The organism is Haloleucobacter ellipsoideus (assembly GCF_052491725.1).
The window spans coordinates 99,962-116,310 of record NZ_JBQWAR010000017.1 but is presented as its reverse complement, the minus strand read 5'-3'; the positions used below and the strand labels follow the sequence as shown (position 1 = coordinate 116,310).

The following is a 16,349-nucleotide window of genomic DNA, read 5'->3' as shown; positions in this document are numbered from 1 at the left end:
CCTGTCGGGGAGAGGTCAGCGCCTCCGCCGCGCATTATGCTGCCCTGCGGCAAGAATCTGCTGCGGCACACAATGACAAGCAATTGTCATGACAGCCCATCCTGCCCGCAAAACAGCACGTGACATGTAGCCCCGGGCAGACAGCAAAAGGCCCGCCGGAGCGGGCCTTCTGGTCTTGCAGGATCAGTCCTCGCCCGGCTCGGCGCGCGGCAGAGGAATGGTTGAGGGCTGGGGTGTCGGGGTGATGTAATATTCCCGACGGGGCTTGATGGAGCCAGTTTCAAACGGCCCGTAGCCGCGCTGCCCCTGCGGCGCATAGGACATGGGACCGCTAACCGGATACCCCTCCGGCCCCATCATCCAGCCGGGCGGCAGACCATCCGCGGGCGGGCTCTGCATGGGCGGGGCGGGCGGCTGCGCATAGGGCTCATCATAAACCGGCGGGGCGTATGGCGGCATTACGGGCGGAGGATCAGCCTTCACCGGCACCGGGGCCGGCATTGCGGGAGGCGGAGGCGCCATGGGCGCCGCAACGCGCTGGGGCTTCGGATTGCAATAGCTGCGCCCCTTGGCATGCCGCTTCAGGTCGAAATGGATATGATCATAGTGATAGATGTTCGAGCCGGGCGAAAGCACGGTTGTGAACATGTCACAGGCCCCGGCATGCACCTGCCGCAGGAAGCCCTGCTCTTCCGGCTTGCCTTTCCAGCCGTTCTTCACCGTGATCCAGCGTCCGTCCGCCGTGCGGAATGCGCCGATATCCAGGGCATTGCCAAAGGCATGCTCGGAAATATTGGCGCCCTTCTGCCCGTTCATGGTGCGACAGGAATAGGATGACATCTGCTTGACGGCGGTGATGGGCTGGCCGAGCCATGCCTCCGCCGCCGGCTGCACCACTTCCGCCATCCAGCGATCCGTCTCGCGAATGGCCGGGCAGGCCATGCGGGCAGCAGGCTCCACCGCCACATTGCCGCCCATCAGCGCATGAACCCGGAAGGGACGCACCATGCCGCATGCCCCCTTGCCATCAATACGTGGCAGAGGCTCCATGAAGGCAGAGGGAACGACGCCCTTTTCCGCAAGGCACTGCTCCTCGGCCTCGGTGCGCCAGGCCGCGCGGCCATTGTCGCCGAACCGACAGCCGGACAAGAGGCCCACAGCAAGAATGGGCGCGATGATATACCAGGATATGCCACGCATCATGCCCCCACTGTGCGGGCGCTCCCGTTGCGAAGCCGTTAAAGCATGGTGGCGAAATCTGGGCGTACGGACATTCCGGGCGCAAGGCCGCGAACAAGGCCTGCGCGCAGGGGGCACCCGCCTCGCGGGCGGGCGCACGATGTTCAGTGGTGATCATGATCGGAAGAAGATATCCGGTGGGCCGGTGGTGCCCCTATAGGCTCGCCGGGCGGCAAGCCCCCCTCCCCTGAAAGGTTCGGGCCACACCTCTTACTCCGGCTTGGAAGGCGCCCCTGCCCCTGAGGATATGGCGGCCTGCGGGGTCTTCTCAGGGCGCTTGAAAGCCCCTTCCAGTTGCTCGGCCAGACGCAGAAGATCCTCGGGAACCTCCTCCTGGCTGTATCCATCGAAAAGCTGACGCAGTTCACGCCCCAGCAGGTCCTGACGGGCGGAAATATCGCGTCGGTGCGGAGGTTTCATGGCGGCAGGGGAAGGGTTGGGTCTGTTCATGTTCAGCGTTGCTCACGCCGGGGGGCGCCGGCCAAATGCTCTGGAAAGGGAGATGGGGGCCGATGTCGCACCCTCCAGCCCATGATGCAAGACCCGGAAGGACGACACGTCGCCTCAAGCGCATCATGCCTGCCGGATGGAAAAGGTGAGCTGGTCATATGGGCCCGTCGGGCTGCTCGGCCGCCGGGCATGCGGGCGTTGAGGCCGCCGTGTCACAGCCTCCGGCAGGTACGCCCGCGGGGGTTCCGGCGGGAACCGCGAAGGTGCGATCCAGCGTGGACAGAAATTCCGGGCCATATTCCCAGGGCGAGGTTTCGATGTGATCCAGCCCGCAGGGCGAGGATGCCAGAGGGCGCGCCCATGGAGAAGGCTGTACCGTTTGCAGACGGGTGCCGGAATTTGCCTTGTCCTGCATTGCATTCTCCACAGCTTGCGGATGGACCGCCAGCCCCATCCGGGGAGCCTCGTCCAGGGCCGCTCCGGCCTGATGATCTTCTCTTCTGGTGGTGCAACGCACGGACCCTGCAAAGGGTTCCCGCATTCCTGCGGGGCGGGCGGCAGGGCCGGCCATAAAAAATGGCGGGGCAGCATGGCTGCCCCGCCTGGAAGTCAACTTGGAGTCAGGCGATTTGGTCTGAGTCGGGTAACCATAACGTTACCCTAAACAATTTTTCGCCAGAACCCGTATCAGGGGCAGGCGACGCGATAGGCGTTGCCGTAGCGGTCACGCGCCCAGCAGTTCTTCGGAGTGGTCTCGGCGCCGATGATGGCACCGGTGCCGGCGCCGATCAGGCCGCCAACGAGAGCGCCCGTGCCGCTGCCCGCTGCCAGACCGCCAATGGCCGCACCGGTACCGGCGCCGATGAGACCGCCGCCAACCGCGCGGTCCCTGCGAGAATTCTCACTGCACCCGGCCAGGGCGAGCGCGAGCGCTCCCACGATGATAGCCGCTTTCATCCATCTTCTCCCTTGCCCGAAACCCCATGGCCGGGGCGATCCAACAGAAGACACGAATCTCCCCGGTGCGAGACCCGGCGGAAACCCGCGACATGACACGATAACCAGATGCAGGGCGCATCTGGTGACACGCCTCTATAACATGGGATTAACCATTTCGCCCACAGCCTACAGGCGCATCTCCCACAGGGCATATGCACTGTGTCCCCAAGGCCGTGGATGTATCGGAAAAGGCGGCAGAATAGACTGGCGTCGGCGCGCAGGACGACTATTCTACCAGCTGGGCGTGACTCATGTCACAACCTCAAATAGTGTGGAATGGTCAGTCTGGCATGTCACGGCCAGCCTGGAAGGCCCATCATCACTGGTCCTCAATTTGGTTCCTTTCCAGCCCTTGCTCATGCAACAGCGCGAAAGGCAGCAGGGAGACTTCAGCATGACTTTCAAAAAGATCGCTACACGCCTGACCATGATTACCGGCGCTGCTATGCTCAGCACTGTTTCCGCCTTCGCCCAGCCGGTTGCGGCAGATGCCGAAGTGGCGGTGAGCCAGGTCAAGGCGTCCGTGATCGCGGTTGACGCCGAAACCCATCAGGTTGTCCTGAAGGGCCCGGAAGGCGCAATCTTCACCGTACATGCTGGCCCGGTCATCAAGAAGTTCGACGAGATCAAGGTGGGCGACAACATCGTCCTCACCCAGACCGATGCTGTCGTGGTTGACATTGCCAAGCCGGAAGAAGGCCAGGGCATCGGCATCGAGATCGCACAGGCCGTTGGCACGGCTCCCGAGAATGCGCCTCCCGCCGGCGAGGTCATCGACACCATCCGTCTCACCGGCGAGATCGTTCGCCTTGACGTTGCCGATGGCGAGCTGACCCTGCGTGGTCCTGAAGGCCGCGTCTACAATGTCCAGACCAAGAATGACGAGCAGAAGGCCAAGCTGAAGGAGCTCAAGATCGGCGAGCTGCTTCAGGTCACCTTCCAGCAGTCCATCGCGGTGGCTGTCACCCGCTGATACCCCGGACGCCGGGCCGGAACCCCGCCCCGGCGTCCCCATGTTCGTCCCACAGGAACAGACCTTCTGGAAGACTGTCGCCCCTTCGGCCTGACAGCTCCTCTTCGGCCAGAACCTGCGCACACAGCACGCTTGGTCCCGCACAATTCGGAAGGCGCATCAGGGCAGCGCCGGAAGATCCGGGAAGAAGCTGTCGAAGCGGGATCTGCATCCCGTCATTATCCATTCAATGCCCGCCCGTATCATGCCTGATGAACAGGCATGATTGTCATGAAACCCGTTCGAATGATGGAGAACGAGGATGGGCCTCCGCCAGAAACTGATCGTCAAGCCAGGCAGCCGTATCCGCCTGAAAGACATCGACGCCAGCTTCCATGGTGACTACAAGTCCGAAGACCACGCGAAGGAAGATCTCGCCGCCAATTCCAAGCGGCTGACCGAACTCCAGCGCGACATGTATGGCGAGAAGAAGCACTCCCTGCTGATCGTGCTCCAGGGCATCGATGCCGCCGGCAAGGATGGCACCTGCTGGCATGTGCTCTCCGCCATGAACCCGCAGGGCACCGCCGTCACCGGCTTCAAGCAGCCGACACCGGAAGAGTCCGCGCACGACTTCCTCTGGCGCGTGCATCCCCATGTGCCGGGGCTGGGTCAGGTCGCGGTCTTCAACCGCTCGCACTATGAAGACGTGCTGGTGGTGCGTGTTCATGATCTGGTGCCGAAGTCGGTCTGGTCCGGCCGCTATGAGCTGATCAACGATTTCGAGAAGATGCTCACCGCGCACAATGTGACCATCCTCAAGTTCTTCCTCTACATCTCCCCGGAAGAGCAGCTTGAGCGGTTCCGCCAGCGTCTGGATGACCCGACCCGCCAGTGGAAGATCAGCGATGCCGATTACAAGGAACGCTCCTTCTGGGACAAGTACAGCGATGCCTATGAGGACATGCTGGAAAAGTGCTCCACCAAGGATGCGCCCTGGTATGTCATCCCCTCCAACCACAAGTGGTTCCGCAACCTTGCGGTTTCCCATATCGTGCGCAAGTCCCTCGAGGACCTGAACATGAAGCTGCCCCAGCCGACCGTGGATCTGGACCAGATCCGCAAGGAATATCATTCCGCTGAGGCGAACAAGATCAAGTAAGCTCAAGATCAAGTAACATGCATCTTGGCGCGGGCTGTCAGGGCAGCCCGCGCCCTGTCGCATCCTGAAACAAGCAGGCAAGGCCCTCGGCCTTCGCCCACCGGCCTGCCCATGTGCAGGCCGCCAGCACTTCGGCCGGGTTCATGGACGCCACACTTACCATTTTTCTTCTGGTTTACATCGCCATGGGCTTCGGCAAGCTGCCGGGCTTCAAGGTAGACCGCACCGGTGCGGCCGTTGTCGGCGCATTGGCCATGATGGCCTTTGGCTCCATCTCCTCGAAGGCGGCATGGGATGCCATCGATTATCGCAGCGTTGGCATGCTGTTCGGGCTCATGGTGGTTTCGGCGGCCTTTGTCGTGTCCGGCTTCTATGCCTGGACAGCGCAGCGCGTGGCTACCCTTCCGCTCAATTCCCCGGCCCTTCTGGCGGTTCTCATCGTCGTCAGCGGCGTGCTGTCCTCATTGCTGACCAATGATGTGGTGGTGGTGGCGATGACCCCGCTGCTGGTATCGCTCACTTTGGCGCGCGGGCTCAATCCCGTTCCCTTTCTTCTGGCCTTCTGCTTTGCCGCCAATTCCGGCTCCTCCGGCGTGCTCATCGGCAGCCCGCAGAACATGATTGCCGCGCAGGCGCTGGACATGTCCTTTGTCGGCTTCCTGAAGGTGGCCGGCCTGCCGGCGCTGCTCTCCCTGTTCGTCGTGTGGGCCGTGGTCGCCTTCATGTATCGTGGCAAGTGGGAACTGCCGCAATCGGCCGGGGCCAATGCCCCAAGCCCGGCCTATGCCCCGGTGCTGGACATCAAGGAAACCATCAAGGCGGGGGTGGTGACCGCCATCGTCATCATTGCCTTCGTCATCAGCCCGTGGCCGCGGGAGTTGATCGCCCTCACCGCCGCCGGCGTCCTGCTCATAAACCGCCAGATTTCCTCCTCCGACATGCTCAAGCATGTGGATGGCAACCTGCTGCTGCTCATCATGGGCCTGTTCGTGGTGAATGCCGCCATGGCCGCCACGGGCCTGCCGCAGATCCTGCTGAACGATCTGCGCGAAACCGGGATCAATCTGAATGATCCGATCTCGCTGTTCATCGTCAGCGGAGCGCTCAGCAATATTGTCGGCAACAATCCGGCGGTGATGCTTCTGGTGCCCTATCTCACCCCCGGCGCGGAGGCGAACGCGCTGGGCGCGGCCATTGCGCTGGGCACGGGCTTTTCCAGCAACCTCATCGTGTTTGGCAGCCTTGCCGGCATCATCGTGGTGGAACAGGCCGCCGCCTGCGGCATCCGCATCTCCTTTGGCGAGTTTGCCAAAGCGGGCGTTCCGGTCACCATCGCCTGCATGCTGATGGCGGCGGTGTGGATCCTGATCGGCGCTTGAGGGCTGGCGCTTTTCCATATCAGAAGGCGGCGCTGTCACCGGCGCCGCCTTTTTTGTTCCGCGCAGCATTGTCACCGCCCGGGGCGATGCATCGAGCCCCTATTGCCTCGGCGATGGCGCGCCGGTACCGGCCTGCGCATCAGGCTTTTCCAGTTCGGGCACGACAAACACCATGGGCAGGCGGAACTGCTGGGCCTGCTGCTTCATGTCCGCGGTGAAGGCCGGCAGCGGGGCAATGCTCAGAACCGTTCTCTGCGCCGCCTCATCCAGCGCCGGCTGGCCGGAGCTTTCACGAATGGCAACGCCGGAAACCTGCCCCACGGGGTCAACCTCGAACCCCAGCACCACCTTGTAGGGGCCGGGCTTGAGCACGCCGATCAGCTCGGGCGGCAGGCGCTTCATGCGGTTGAGCTGGCCCTGCAAATGGGCGAGCCACTCCTGCTGGTTCTTCACCTGCGGCCCCTCCGGCTCCCACACCGGCGGCTGGGCCAGAGCCGGAGACATGCCGGGGGCGGCAAGGCCAGCCACGGGCATGGCGACCAGAGCGGCAGCGATGAATTTGAGGGCACAAGGTTTCATGCGTCCAGTCTTCCTGCTGGCAAGAGGGTGAGCGCGCAAGATGCAGGCATCTGCTTCACATCTTCAGACCGCAGGCCATAGAGCATTTTTGCCTGTACCGGGTATAGGCCAGCACAAAGAAACTGCGCACCGGCATTACTTTGGACCCATTCCGAAACCGCACGTCCCTGCCCGGAAGTGCTGAAACGCGCCCACACCCTCTGCATGCGCCCTCAGCATGCGCAAGGCCGGGCAGCATCCTTCCCGCTGCCCGGCCTGGTGCCTGATGGTGACGCTCAGACCCGCGCGCCGACCTTGCCGGAGAGAAGCGCGGCGCGCCAGCCACCGGTCTGCGTCACATCCACGGCGCCCTCTATGCCATGGGGTTCGCAGATGAACCCCTTCACCAGCGCGCCATCCTCCAGCAGCAGCGAGCCAATGCCGAGAGGTGCCGGGATGCCAGCCATGAATGTGCCAAAAGCGGCACGGGGCAGCGCCCAGACCTCCAGCGCAATCGCTTCCCCCCTGCCCTTTCCGGTGCGGATGAGACCGGGGCGCTCCGGCGGGCCGCCGGGCAATGCATAAAGGCTGTAGAGCGGCGCGGTGCGGCTGGCGCGCAGAAAGCGCGCGCCCAGAGCCGTCAGCTCTCCATTCAGCGGCAGGCCGGACATGTGCGCACCGCATACGGCAAGGGCGATTTCATCGGCTCCTGCACCTTCGGCATAGCTCGCCTGCCCCGCATCCCCCCCATGCTCCACAGCCAGCGCCAGCGCCGCCACCTTCGCATCCTCCCCCTTGCGGGCCAGAATGGTGAGGCTGCCCGGGCGGCCATCGGCACGCGGCCCGGTGGGTACGGCCAGACCGCACATGTCCAGCAGGTTCACGAAATTGGTATAAGTGCCAAGCTGGGAATTCGGCCCGATGGGGTCTGCCTCCACCTCGGCGCAGGTGACGAAACGGGGAATGGTGGGCACGCAGATGAAATGCGCATCCGCCATTTCCTCCTCACACCGCGCGCGCAGCTCCGCCAGCCTGTATTGCGCCCTGAAGGCATCCACGGCGGTGAAATGCAGCCCGCCTTCCAGAATGGCCCGGGTGGTGGGGTGGAGAGTCTCCGGCTTTTCCTGCAGGCGCGCGCCCACGGCGGCGATGCGCTCGGCCACCCATGGGCCGTTATAGAGCATGGCCGCAATGTCATGGAACGGCGTGAAGTCGATCTCCATCACCACTGCACCGGACGTACGCAGGCGGGCAATGGTGGTGCGGAAATGCTCGGCCTGCACCGCATCGCCGAAAGTGCGCAGGCTGGCCTCATCCGGCACGGCAATGCGCACGGAGGGCGGCAGGTGGGAAAGGCGCTGCGGCGGCAGTTCGCGCGAATAGGCATCCTTCGGATCATGCGCCGCACATATGCCGAACACCTCCCACGCATCCGCCACGCTTTGTGCGAAGATCGAGATGGTATCCAGCGAACGGCAGGCCGGCACAACGCCGGTCGCGGAAAATGCACCCAGCGTGGGCTTGAGGCCCACAATGTCATTCAGCGCGGCCGGCACCCGGCCGGAGCCGGCCGTATCCGTTCCCAGCGAAAAGACAGCAATGCCCTGCGCCACGGCCACCGCCGAGCCGGAAGACGAGCCCCCCGGCACGATGGCCGGGTCCACCGCATTGCGTGGCGCGGGATAGGGCGTGCGCAGGCCCACAAGGCCGGTGGCGAACTGGTCCAGATTGGCCTTGCCCAGAATGATGGCCCCGGCCGCCCGCAAACGCGCCACGACAAACGCATCCTGCTGGGGTGTATGGGCAAAATCCGGACATGCGGCAGTGGTGGGCATGCCGGCCACATCGATATTGTCCTTCACCGCAAAGGGAATGCCCCAGAGCGGGCGTCCATCCGGCCGCCCCAGGGCCCGGGCGGCGGCCAGTGCTGTCTCGCGCGCCTCATGAATGAAGATGCCGGGATCATCCACCGCATCGAGCCGGCGAAAGGCCTCGGCCACCACATCCTCGGGGCGCGTACCCGCGGCATAGGCCGCACGCAGGGCCGCAAGGGTGAAGGGCAGCTGCGCCAGCGCCGGGGATGCTTCGCGCAAGGCGGCGGAAAGGGAGGGATCACGCTGCATTTTGGCGCTCCGGAGGCTGGGGGGCGGCGGAAAGGAGTTCTCTTGTGTAGGGGTGGCGGGGATGGTCCATCACCTCCGGGGTCGGGCCGGCCTCGACGATCTCGCCACCCTTCATCACGATCACCCGGTCGCACAGCAGCCGCACCACATTGAGATCATGGCTGACGAACAGATAGCTCATGCCAAGCTGGGCCCGCAGGTCTGCCAGCAGGTTGAGCACCACCGCCTGGATGGAGACATCGAGCGCCGCCGTGGGTTCATCCAGCACCAGAAAGTCGGGCTCGGGGGCGATGGCGCGGGCGATGCCGACACGCGCCTTCTGTCCGCCCGAAAGCTGGTGCGGGAAGCGGTCCAGCAGATGGGGCGGCAGGCCGGTGAGATGGGCCAGCTCCTCCACCCGCGCTTCCAGCGCCTTCCCGCGCAACGTGCCCATGCGCTTGAGCGGCTCGGCGATGGACTGGCGGGCCGTGTGGCGCGGGTTCAGGCTGTCGGTGGCATCCTGAAACACCATCTGGATACGCCCGCGCAGGGGGTTGCGGGCAAAGCCCGCGGCCGGCATCTCGGCAATGTCCTGCCCCTTGAACAGGATCTGTCCGGAGGTGGGATCGAGCAACCGCACCAGCATGGCAGAGGTGGTGGACTTGCCGCAGCCGCTCTCGCCCACAAGGCCCACGCTCTCGCCCTGATGCACGGTGAAGCTCACCCCCTTCACCGCATGCACGGGGCCGGATTTGCCCTGATAGGTCTTGCGCAGATTGTTCACCTCCAGCAGGGGCGTCGCGCTGACGGTGTGGGGCGCGAGCGGGCGGCGCTCATCCTCCGGCAACAGGGCGCGCAGGGTGGCGTCGCGCCGGGGCGTGGCGTCCACCAGCTTGCGGGTATAGGGATGCTCGGGCCGGGTGAAGAGCACCTCTGGCGCCCCCTCCTCCACGATCAGCCCGTCCTTCATCACAACGATGCGGTCGCAGTAATCGGAGGCGAGGCCCAGATCATGGGTGATGAGGATGGAGGACATGCCGCGCGCCCGCACCAGATCATCCACCAGATCCATCACTACCTTCTGGGTGGTGATGTCGAGGCCGGTGGTCGGCTCGTCGGCGATCAGCAGCTTGGGGTTGCAGGCCAGCGCGATGGCGATGACGATGCGCTGGCACATGCCGCCGGAAAGCTCGAACGGATAGGCGTCATAGCGCTTTTCCGCATCATTGATCTTCACCGCCTCCAGCGCGGCAATGGCCTTTTCACGCGCATCATGGCTGCTGGCCTGATTGTGCCGGCGCAGCACATCCTCGATCTGGTGCCCCACCTTGCGGATGGGGTTGAGCGCGGCGCGCGGGTTCTGGAAGATCATGCTGATCTCCCGGCCGCGAATGTCCCGCATCTCGCTTTCGCTGGCCCGGCGCAGGTCGATGCCGGAATAGACCGCATCGCCCGCCTTGATCCGCCCGTTCGCATCCAGAATGCGCATCAGCGCATAGGAGGTGACGGACTTGCCCGAGCCGCTCTCCCCCACAATGCCCAGCCGCTCTCCCTTGGCCAGCTCGAAGCTGATGCCCTTGACCGCGTTGACCTCACCCCTCCGCGTGCGGAAGGAAACCGAGAAATCCTTGACCGAGAGCATGTTCAGGTCCTCCGGCGCGGATCGACGATGTCACGCAGACCATCGCCCATCAGGTTGAAGGTGAAGACGGCCAGCATCAGCCACAGGCCGGGGAAGAAGGCGAGCCACCACTCGCCGGAGACGATATAGTTCGCCCCCTCGGCCACCATGATCCCCCATTCCGGGGTGGGCGGGCGCACGCCAAGACCGATGAAGGACAGGCCCGCCGCATTCAGGATGGCCCAGCCGAGATTCAGCGACACCTGCACCATCATCGGCGGCAGGGCATTGGGGAAGATGTGGAAGGCCAGCACCCGGGCATCCGAGTTTCCGGCGATCTTGGCGGCCTGGGTGAAGCCGGCCTCGCGGCGGATATTCACCTCGGCGCGCACCACCCGGGCATAGAAGGGAACATTGATGATGGCGGTGGCATAGATGATGTTGGCCACCGAATTGCCCAGCGCCGCCACGATGCCCATGGCCAGCACGAACAGCGGAAAGGCCATGATGATGTCGAGCCCGCGGTTCAGCACCGTATCCAGCCAGCCGCCGCGATAGCCCGCCACCGCCCCGATGAGGGAGCCGATGACGAAGGACAGCGCCACCGCCGCCACCGAGATGACCAGATCCAGCCGTGTCGCCACGATCACCCGGCTGAACACGTCCCGCCCCAGATTGTCCGTACCGAACCAGTGGGCCGCGGAAGGCGGCTGGAGGGACATCGCCGAATTGGTCGCCAGAGGATCATAGGGCACGAGATATGGCCCCACCACCGCCGAGGCGATGAAGAAGGCGCACAGGCCGAAGGAGAGCGCGGTGACCGGGTTTTCGCGCAGGACATAAAGGGTATGCGCCAGCACGCCGGACTTCACCGCAACAGGGGCCGCCTTGGGCGGTTGCGCGGAGGCCGCGGGGGCGTCGATCAGTGTCGCCATGGGGCCTTTCCTTTCCGTGACGGGTTGCGCGTTCATCGGGCACCCGTGCCGAAGCGCGGGTCGATGGCCGAATAGGCAAGGTCGATGATGAGATTGAGGGCCACGAACAGCAGCGCCATGGTGAGCACGAAGCCCTGCACCGCCGCATAATCGGAGGCCACCAGCGCCTCCACGGCATAGGAGCCGATGCCGGGCCAGGCGAACACCTTCTCCACCAGCACATTGGCGCCGAGCACGAAGGAGAACACCATGCCGAGCGTGGTCACCACCGGCAGCAGGGCATTGCGGAAGGCATAGGTGAACAGCACCTGCCGCGTGCCCAGCCCCGCCGCCTTCGCTGTGCGCACATAATCTGCCGAGAGGGCGGAGAGCATGGCCGCGCGGGTCATGCGGGCGATGGGGGCCAGCGTGAACAGCATCAGCGTGACGGCGGGCAGGATGAGCTGCTTGAGCGCGCCCGTCCATGTTTCCCCGTCGCCCGCAAGAGCGGCATCAATGAGGAAGAAGCCCGTGACCCGTTCCGGCTCGATATAGACGAAATCCAGCCGGCCAAGGGGGGAAGGCGCCCAGCCCAGAAGATAATAGAAGACATAGACCAGCACGAGGCCGGTAAAGAAGGTGGGCAGGGAGACACCCGCCGTCACCAGCAGCCGGCAAAGCTGGTCCACCCAGCTTCCCGGCCGGGTGGCGGCCAGTACCCCCAGCGGAATGGCGATGAGGCAGGAGAGCGCCAGCGCCACCAGGGTGAGTTCGAGCGAGGCCGGAAGCCGGCTGGCCAGATCCTCCGCCACCGGCCTGCCGGTGGCGACGGATTGCCCAAGATCACCCTGCGCCAGTTGCCCCACATAGATGAGGAACTGCTCCGGCAGGGGCTTGTCGAGGCCAAGCTTGACCCGCACCTGCTCGATGGATTCGGGCGTTGCGGCCAGCCCTGCAAACTGCACCGCCGGGTCTCCCGGCAGGGCGCGGGTGAGGATGAAGGAGATCACCACCACCCCGATGATGACCGGCACCGCCTGCGCGATGCGCCCGAGAATTGCCGCGGAACGCCCTGCCATGCTCAGTCCTCCAGCTTCAGCGTGCGCAGGTCGAGCTGGCGGTGGAACCAGAACTCGTACCCGCTGGCCCCGTTGAGCGCGACATTGAGCGCCGGCTGCCAGAGCGGGATGCGCGGCAGATCCTCGAACACGATGTCGATGATGCGCTCGATCTTCGGGGCATATTCGGGATCGCTCATGGACATGTGCAGGGTCTCGTCCACCAGCCTGTTCACCTCCGGATTGTCATAGTTGGAGGAGTTGAACAGGTGGCCGGCCTGATAGGCCCAGAAGAAGTAGTAATCCGGCGTGTTCAGCCAGCCGCCGAAGTTTTCCAGATGCAGCGGCAGGCGCTTTTCCACCAGCGAGGCGGTACGCCAGTTCGCGCCCGGAATCTTCTCGATGGTCGTCTTGATGCCGATCTTGGCCAGCGCCTCCTGAATGAGCAGCGCGGTCGGCTCCATCCATGCCGAAAGATCGGTGGCGATGGAAAGGGTGGTCTCGAAACCATTGGCAAAGCCGGACTTCGCCATGAACGCCTTCGCCTTCTCAAGGTCCGTGTCATAAGGCGACTTCTGCGGCCAGGCGATGCTCTTCACCTCACCGGCCCCGCCCCACATGGGCGCGCCCCGCTCGAAGGCGGCGGTCTTGAAAATCGCCTCGTAAGGCACGGCATAGGCCACGGCCTTGCGCACATTGGCGTCCCGGAAGGGCTCGAACTTCGTGTTCAGCGCCAGCACATGCAGACAGTTCTCGATGGGGGTGGAATAGACGGTGACCTTGCTGGCCAGCTCGGCGGCGTCCTTGTCGGGAATGTCAAAGGCGACCTGCACATCGCCCCGCTCGATCAGCGCGCGGCTGGTGGCGGTGGAAGGCACCTCCCGCATGATGACCCGGCGCACGGAGGGCAAGGGCCCGCCAACCCACTTGTCATTGCGCTCCAGCACGATCTGCTGGCCATTGTCCCAGCGCGTCACCTTGAACGCACCGGAGCCGATGGTGTTCTTGTGCAGATATTCGGTCGCCCACGGGTCTTCCGCCGTCGCATGCTGCCTGGCGAGCCGGGAGTTGATGACGAAGGGCACCGGCACGGCCAGATCCGGCAGGGCGAGCTTCGAGGCGCGATCGAGCGTGATCTGGAAGGTCTCGTCATCCAGCGCCTTGAACTGGTCGGGGCGCTCGAAGCCGCCGGCCTTCATCTGTGTGGTGGGAAAGCCGCCAACCGAAACGGCGCGATCGAACGACCATTTCACATCATGGGCGGTGACGGGCGTGCCATCGAAGAACACCGCATTCTTCTTCAGCTTGAAGGTGAGCACCTTGCCGTCATCGGAGATGGTCCAGCTTTCGGCCAGTTCCGGCTCGATCTTCGCATAGTCATAGGAGAGCTCGCCGCTCGGCAATGTCTTGCTGCCGAAGGTCACAAGGCGGTCATAGCAGTTCACCGCCACCTGATAGCTGGCGCGATTGGTGCCCACGCGGTGCAGATCGAGACTGTTGATGGTCTGGCTGATGACTGCCACCAGCGTGTCACGCGGGGCTGCGGAGGCGGGAATGGCACGGGCCAGAGGCAGCGCGCCGAGCAGAACGCCAGTGGTCTTCAGGAAATCACGCCGGGAGAAAGACATGCCGTGCCTCATCTGAGCAAAGGGAAGTGGTGTTGACCTAACCCTGCGCCCGGACACGCGTTCGATAAATTGCTATCATTTCACCGACCCGTTGCATTTTATGCAACGCCTCCATAAAATCACACATCATGAAGCACTTGCAGACCTTCCGCCTGATTGAGGCTGTCGCCCGAGCGGGCTCCATGCGGCGTGCGGCGGAGGATATGAACATCACCGCATCGGCCCTGAACCGGCGGATTCGCGGCTTTGAGGAAGAGTTCGGCTCGGAACTGTTCGAGCGTCTGCCCGGCGGTGTGCGGCTGAACCCGGCGGGCGAGCTGCTGCTGCACCATTATCGCGCCACCCTTTCAGACCTGGCCCGGGTGCAGGGGCAGGTGGCGGACCTGACCGGAGAGCGGCGCGGCCATGTCTCCCTGGCCTGTTCGCAGGCGCTGCTGCCCTATTTCCTGCCCGAGCAGATCGCCGCCTATCGCGCCGAACATCCGCGCGTGACCTTCTCCGTGAAGGTGCGGGACAGGGCCGAGGCCGAGCAGGAACTGGCAACCTATGACAGTGATCTGGCGCTGGTGTTCGAGCCCATCTATCTGGTGGATTTTGAGGTGATCCAGATCGTGCCGCAGACCGTGCATGCGGTGATGGCGGCCAGCCATCCACTGGCACAGAAGGCCGAGCTGCGCCTGCGGGATTGTCTGGATACACCCCATATCGCCCCATCCGCGCGCTATGGGGTGCGCCACCTTCTCGATTTTGCGGCCCGCAAGGGATCGCGGCAGGTCTCTCCGGTCATCGAGACGGAGAGCTTCGAATATATGCGCAATTATGTGCTGCATGAGCAGCTTCTGGGGTTTCAGATTCCCATTGGCCTGCAGGCCCCCGGCGATGGCTCTCTCGTTTTCCGGCCCATTTCGGCGCGCGACGTGCCGGCAGGCAGCCTCATTCTGGGCCAGCGGCGCGGGCGCTCCCTGCCCGTGGCTTCAGCCCGCTTCGCCCTGAGCCTTGCGGCGGCGCTGAAAGCCAGATACGGGCCGGAAATCGTCTGAGCCCTCAGGGGGTGGTGCAGATGCGTGTGGCCAGCGCCAGAAGCTCCAGATCGCTTCCCCGCCCCCCAACGATGGACAGGCCGAACGGAGCGCCATCGAGCATGGCCAGCGGCATGGAGATCTGCGGCAGGCCGGCCAGCCCGGCAATGCACAGCAGGTTTATGGCCAGATGGCGATATGTCACCTCTGTTTCCGCCGCTGCCGACCCCCGCAGGGGGGCGATGCGCGGCGTGGAGGGCAGCAGCATGAATGTGTCCGTGGGCAGAAGGGCATCCATGCGCGCCCGCACGGCCTGCCGCACCATTTGCGCCGCCGCGATCGCCGCGGGGTCCTGATGCGCCGCCGCCTCGAAACGCTCCCGGACACCGGGGCCGAACTGCGGCTTCACCTCCTCCACCCATGCCCCCACACTCGCCCAGATTTCCGCGGCCTGAAGCGTGCGGAAAGCGGCGGACCACAGGGCCAGCCCGTCCGGTGAGACCACCAGCGGCCCGGCCTGCCCGGCCAGCGCCTCCACGCGCGCCAGCGCCGGGCGCAGGGCTGCCCGCGCATCATCCGTCAGCAGATTGAAGGCATCTGTCGCAAGGATCAGGCGGGGAGCGGCAGGGAGCGTCATTTTCCCGCCCAGCAAAACCTCACCAACCGCGGCGAAGACATCCGCCTTCCGGGCAAACCAGCCCACGCAATCGAAACTCGGGGCGAAAGGGGCGATCCCCTCTTCCGGTACCCGGCCATGGGTGGGGCGCATGCCCAGCAGGCCACAATAGCTGGCCGGCACCCGCACGGAGCCGCCACAGTCAGACCCCAGCGCGAAATCCACCAGCCCGGCTGCAACCGCCGCCGCCGAGCCACTGGAAGAGCCCCCCGGCACCCGTTCCGGCGCGGCGCTGTTCAGGGGCGTGCCATAATGGGCATTCTCCCCTGTCAGCGAATAGGCCAGCTCATCCGATATGGTCTTGCCCACCACATCGGCTCCCGCCGCCAGAACCCGTGCCACAGAGGCGGCATGCCGGGTGGCGGGCGCATGGGTGCGGGCCCATTGCGGATTGCCGTTTCCGGTCACCGTGCCAGCCACATCCAGAACATCCTTCACCGCGCAGCGAAGCCCGGACAGGGGACCGCCCGGCACGCCCGCCACATGCACGCGCGGCCCCGGCACGAAAGCGCCGACACCATCTTCAACGCCGCTGGCAGGGGAGGAGGCCGTGGGGCCGAGTGGTGCGGACATGGCGGTTCCAATCTCTGGC

14 protein-coding genes are annotated in these 16,349 nt (G+C 64.7%); 4 read left to right on the top strand and 10 right to left on the bottom strand.

The window, feature by feature from the left end; all coding sequences use genetic code 11:
• Positions 1 to 183: 183 nt before the first annotated feature.
• The 3 genes from ACT6QG_RS05820 to ACT6QG_RS05810 all read right to left on the bottom strand — a co-directional run bounded on the left by ACT6QG_RS05820 (position 184) and on the right by ACT6QG_RS05810 (position 2,646).
• Complete coding sequence (locus ACT6QG_RS05820; RefSeq protein WP_444976630.1) at positions 184 to 1,203, bottom strand: extensin-like domain-containing protein; 1,020 nt, start codon at positions 1,201 to 1,203, stop codon at positions 184 to 186.
• A gap of 246 nt (positions 1,204 to 1,449) precedes the next feature.
• Positions 1,450 to 1,689: a hypothetical protein gene (locus ACT6QG_RS05815; RefSeq protein WP_444976629.1), complete on the bottom strand. Its 240-nt coding sequence runs from the start codon at positions 1,687 to 1,689 to the stop codon at positions 1,450 to 1,452.
• 687 nt (positions 1,690 to 2,376) lie between these two features.
• A complete protein-coding gene (locus ACT6QG_RS05810) occupies positions 2,377 to 2,646 on the bottom strand; it encodes a YMGG-like glycine zipper-containing protein (protein ID WP_444976628.1) in 270 nt (89 codons plus the stop codon).
• 436 nt (positions 2,647 to 3,082) lie between these two features.
• Here ACT6QG_RS05810 and ACT6QG_RS05805 point away from each other — a divergent pair, with 436 nt between their 5' ends.
• From ACT6QG_RS05805 to ACT6QG_RS05795, 3 genes are all read left to right on the top strand, one after another.
• Entirely contained in the window at positions 3,083 to 3,661 is a 579-nt protein-coding gene (locus tag ACT6QG_RS05805; RefSeq protein WP_444976627.1) for a hypothetical protein, read from the top strand.
• Positions 3,662 to 3,962: 301 nt separating this feature from the next.
• Positions 3,963 to 4,802, top strand: coding sequence for a polyphosphate kinase 2 family protein (locus tag ACT6QG_RS05800; protein ID WP_444976626.1), 840 nt, complete (start codon positions 3,963 to 3,965; stop codon positions 4,800 to 4,802).
• Between the two features lie 143 nt (positions 4,803 to 4,945).
• On the top strand, positions 4,946 to 6,181 hold the full coding sequence (locus ACT6QG_RS05795; RefSeq protein ID WP_444976625.1) for an ArsB/NhaD family transporter: 1,236 nt from the start codon (positions 4,946 to 4,948) through the stop codon (positions 6,179 to 6,181).
• A 99-nt stretch (positions 6,182 to 6,280) separates the two neighbouring features.
• Here ACT6QG_RS05795 and ACT6QG_RS05790 read toward each other — a convergent pair whose 3' ends face one another.
• The 6 genes from ACT6QG_RS05790 to ACT6QG_RS05765 form a co-directional block, all read right to left on the bottom strand.
• Entirely contained in the window at positions 6,281 to 6,760 is a 480-nt protein-coding gene (locus ACT6QG_RS05790) for an energy transducer TonB family protein (RefSeq protein ID WP_444976624.1), read from the bottom strand.
• A 275-nt stretch (positions 6,761 to 7,035) separates the two neighbouring features.
• Complete coding sequence (atzF, locus tag ACT6QG_RS05785; RefSeq protein WP_444976623.1) at positions 7,036 to 8,862, bottom strand: allophanate hydrolase; 1,827 nt, start codon at positions 8,860 to 8,862, stop codon at positions 7,036 to 7,038.
• Positions 8,852 to 10,483 (bottom strand): dipeptide ABC transporter ATP-binding protein, encoded by a 1,632-nt coding sequence (locus ACT6QG_RS05780; RefSeq protein WP_444976622.1) that lies wholly within the window; start codon positions 10,481 to 10,483, stop codon positions 8,852 to 8,854. The genes atzF and ACT6QG_RS05780 overlap by 11 nt, the downstream gene beginning before the upstream one ends.
• 2 nt (positions 10,484 to 10,485) lie before the next feature.
• Entirely contained in the window at positions 10,486 to 11,397 is a 912-nt protein-coding gene (locus tag ACT6QG_RS05775) for an ABC transporter permease (protein WP_444976621.1), read from the bottom strand.
• 32 nt (positions 11,398 to 11,429) lie between these two features.
• The gene (locus ACT6QG_RS05770) at positions 11,430 to 12,455 is read right to left on the bottom strand and encodes an ABC transporter permease (RefSeq protein ID WP_444976620.1); all 1,026 of its coding nucleotides are present in this window, start codon (positions 12,453 to 12,455) and stop codon (positions 11,430 to 11,432) included.
• A gap of 2 nt (positions 12,456 to 12,457) precedes the next feature.
• The gene (locus tag ACT6QG_RS05765) at positions 12,458 to 14,062 is read right to left on the bottom strand and encodes an ABC transporter substrate-binding protein (RefSeq protein WP_444976619.1); all 1,605 of its coding nucleotides are present in this window, start codon (positions 14,060 to 14,062) and stop codon (positions 12,458 to 12,460) included.
• A gap of 128 nt (positions 14,063 to 14,190) precedes the next feature.
• Here ACT6QG_RS05765 and ACT6QG_RS05760 point away from each other — a divergent pair, with 128 nt between their 5' ends.
• Positions 14,191 to 15,102 carry a LysR family transcriptional regulator gene (locus ACT6QG_RS05760; protein ID WP_444976618.1) on the top strand — a complete coding sequence of 304 codons (912 nt, stop codon included), beginning with the start codon at positions 14,191 to 14,193 and terminating at the stop codon, positions 15,100 to 15,102.
• Between the two features lie 4 nt (positions 15,103 to 15,106).
• On the opposite strand, the gene ACT6QG_RS05755 is transcribed toward ACT6QG_RS05760, so the two are convergent.
• The gene (locus tag ACT6QG_RS05755) at positions 15,107 to 16,330 is read right to left on the bottom strand and encodes an amidase (RefSeq protein ID WP_444976617.1); all 1,224 of its coding nucleotides are present in this window, start codon (positions 16,328 to 16,330) and stop codon (positions 15,107 to 15,109) included.
• Positions 16,331 to 16,349: the final 19 nt, after the last annotated feature.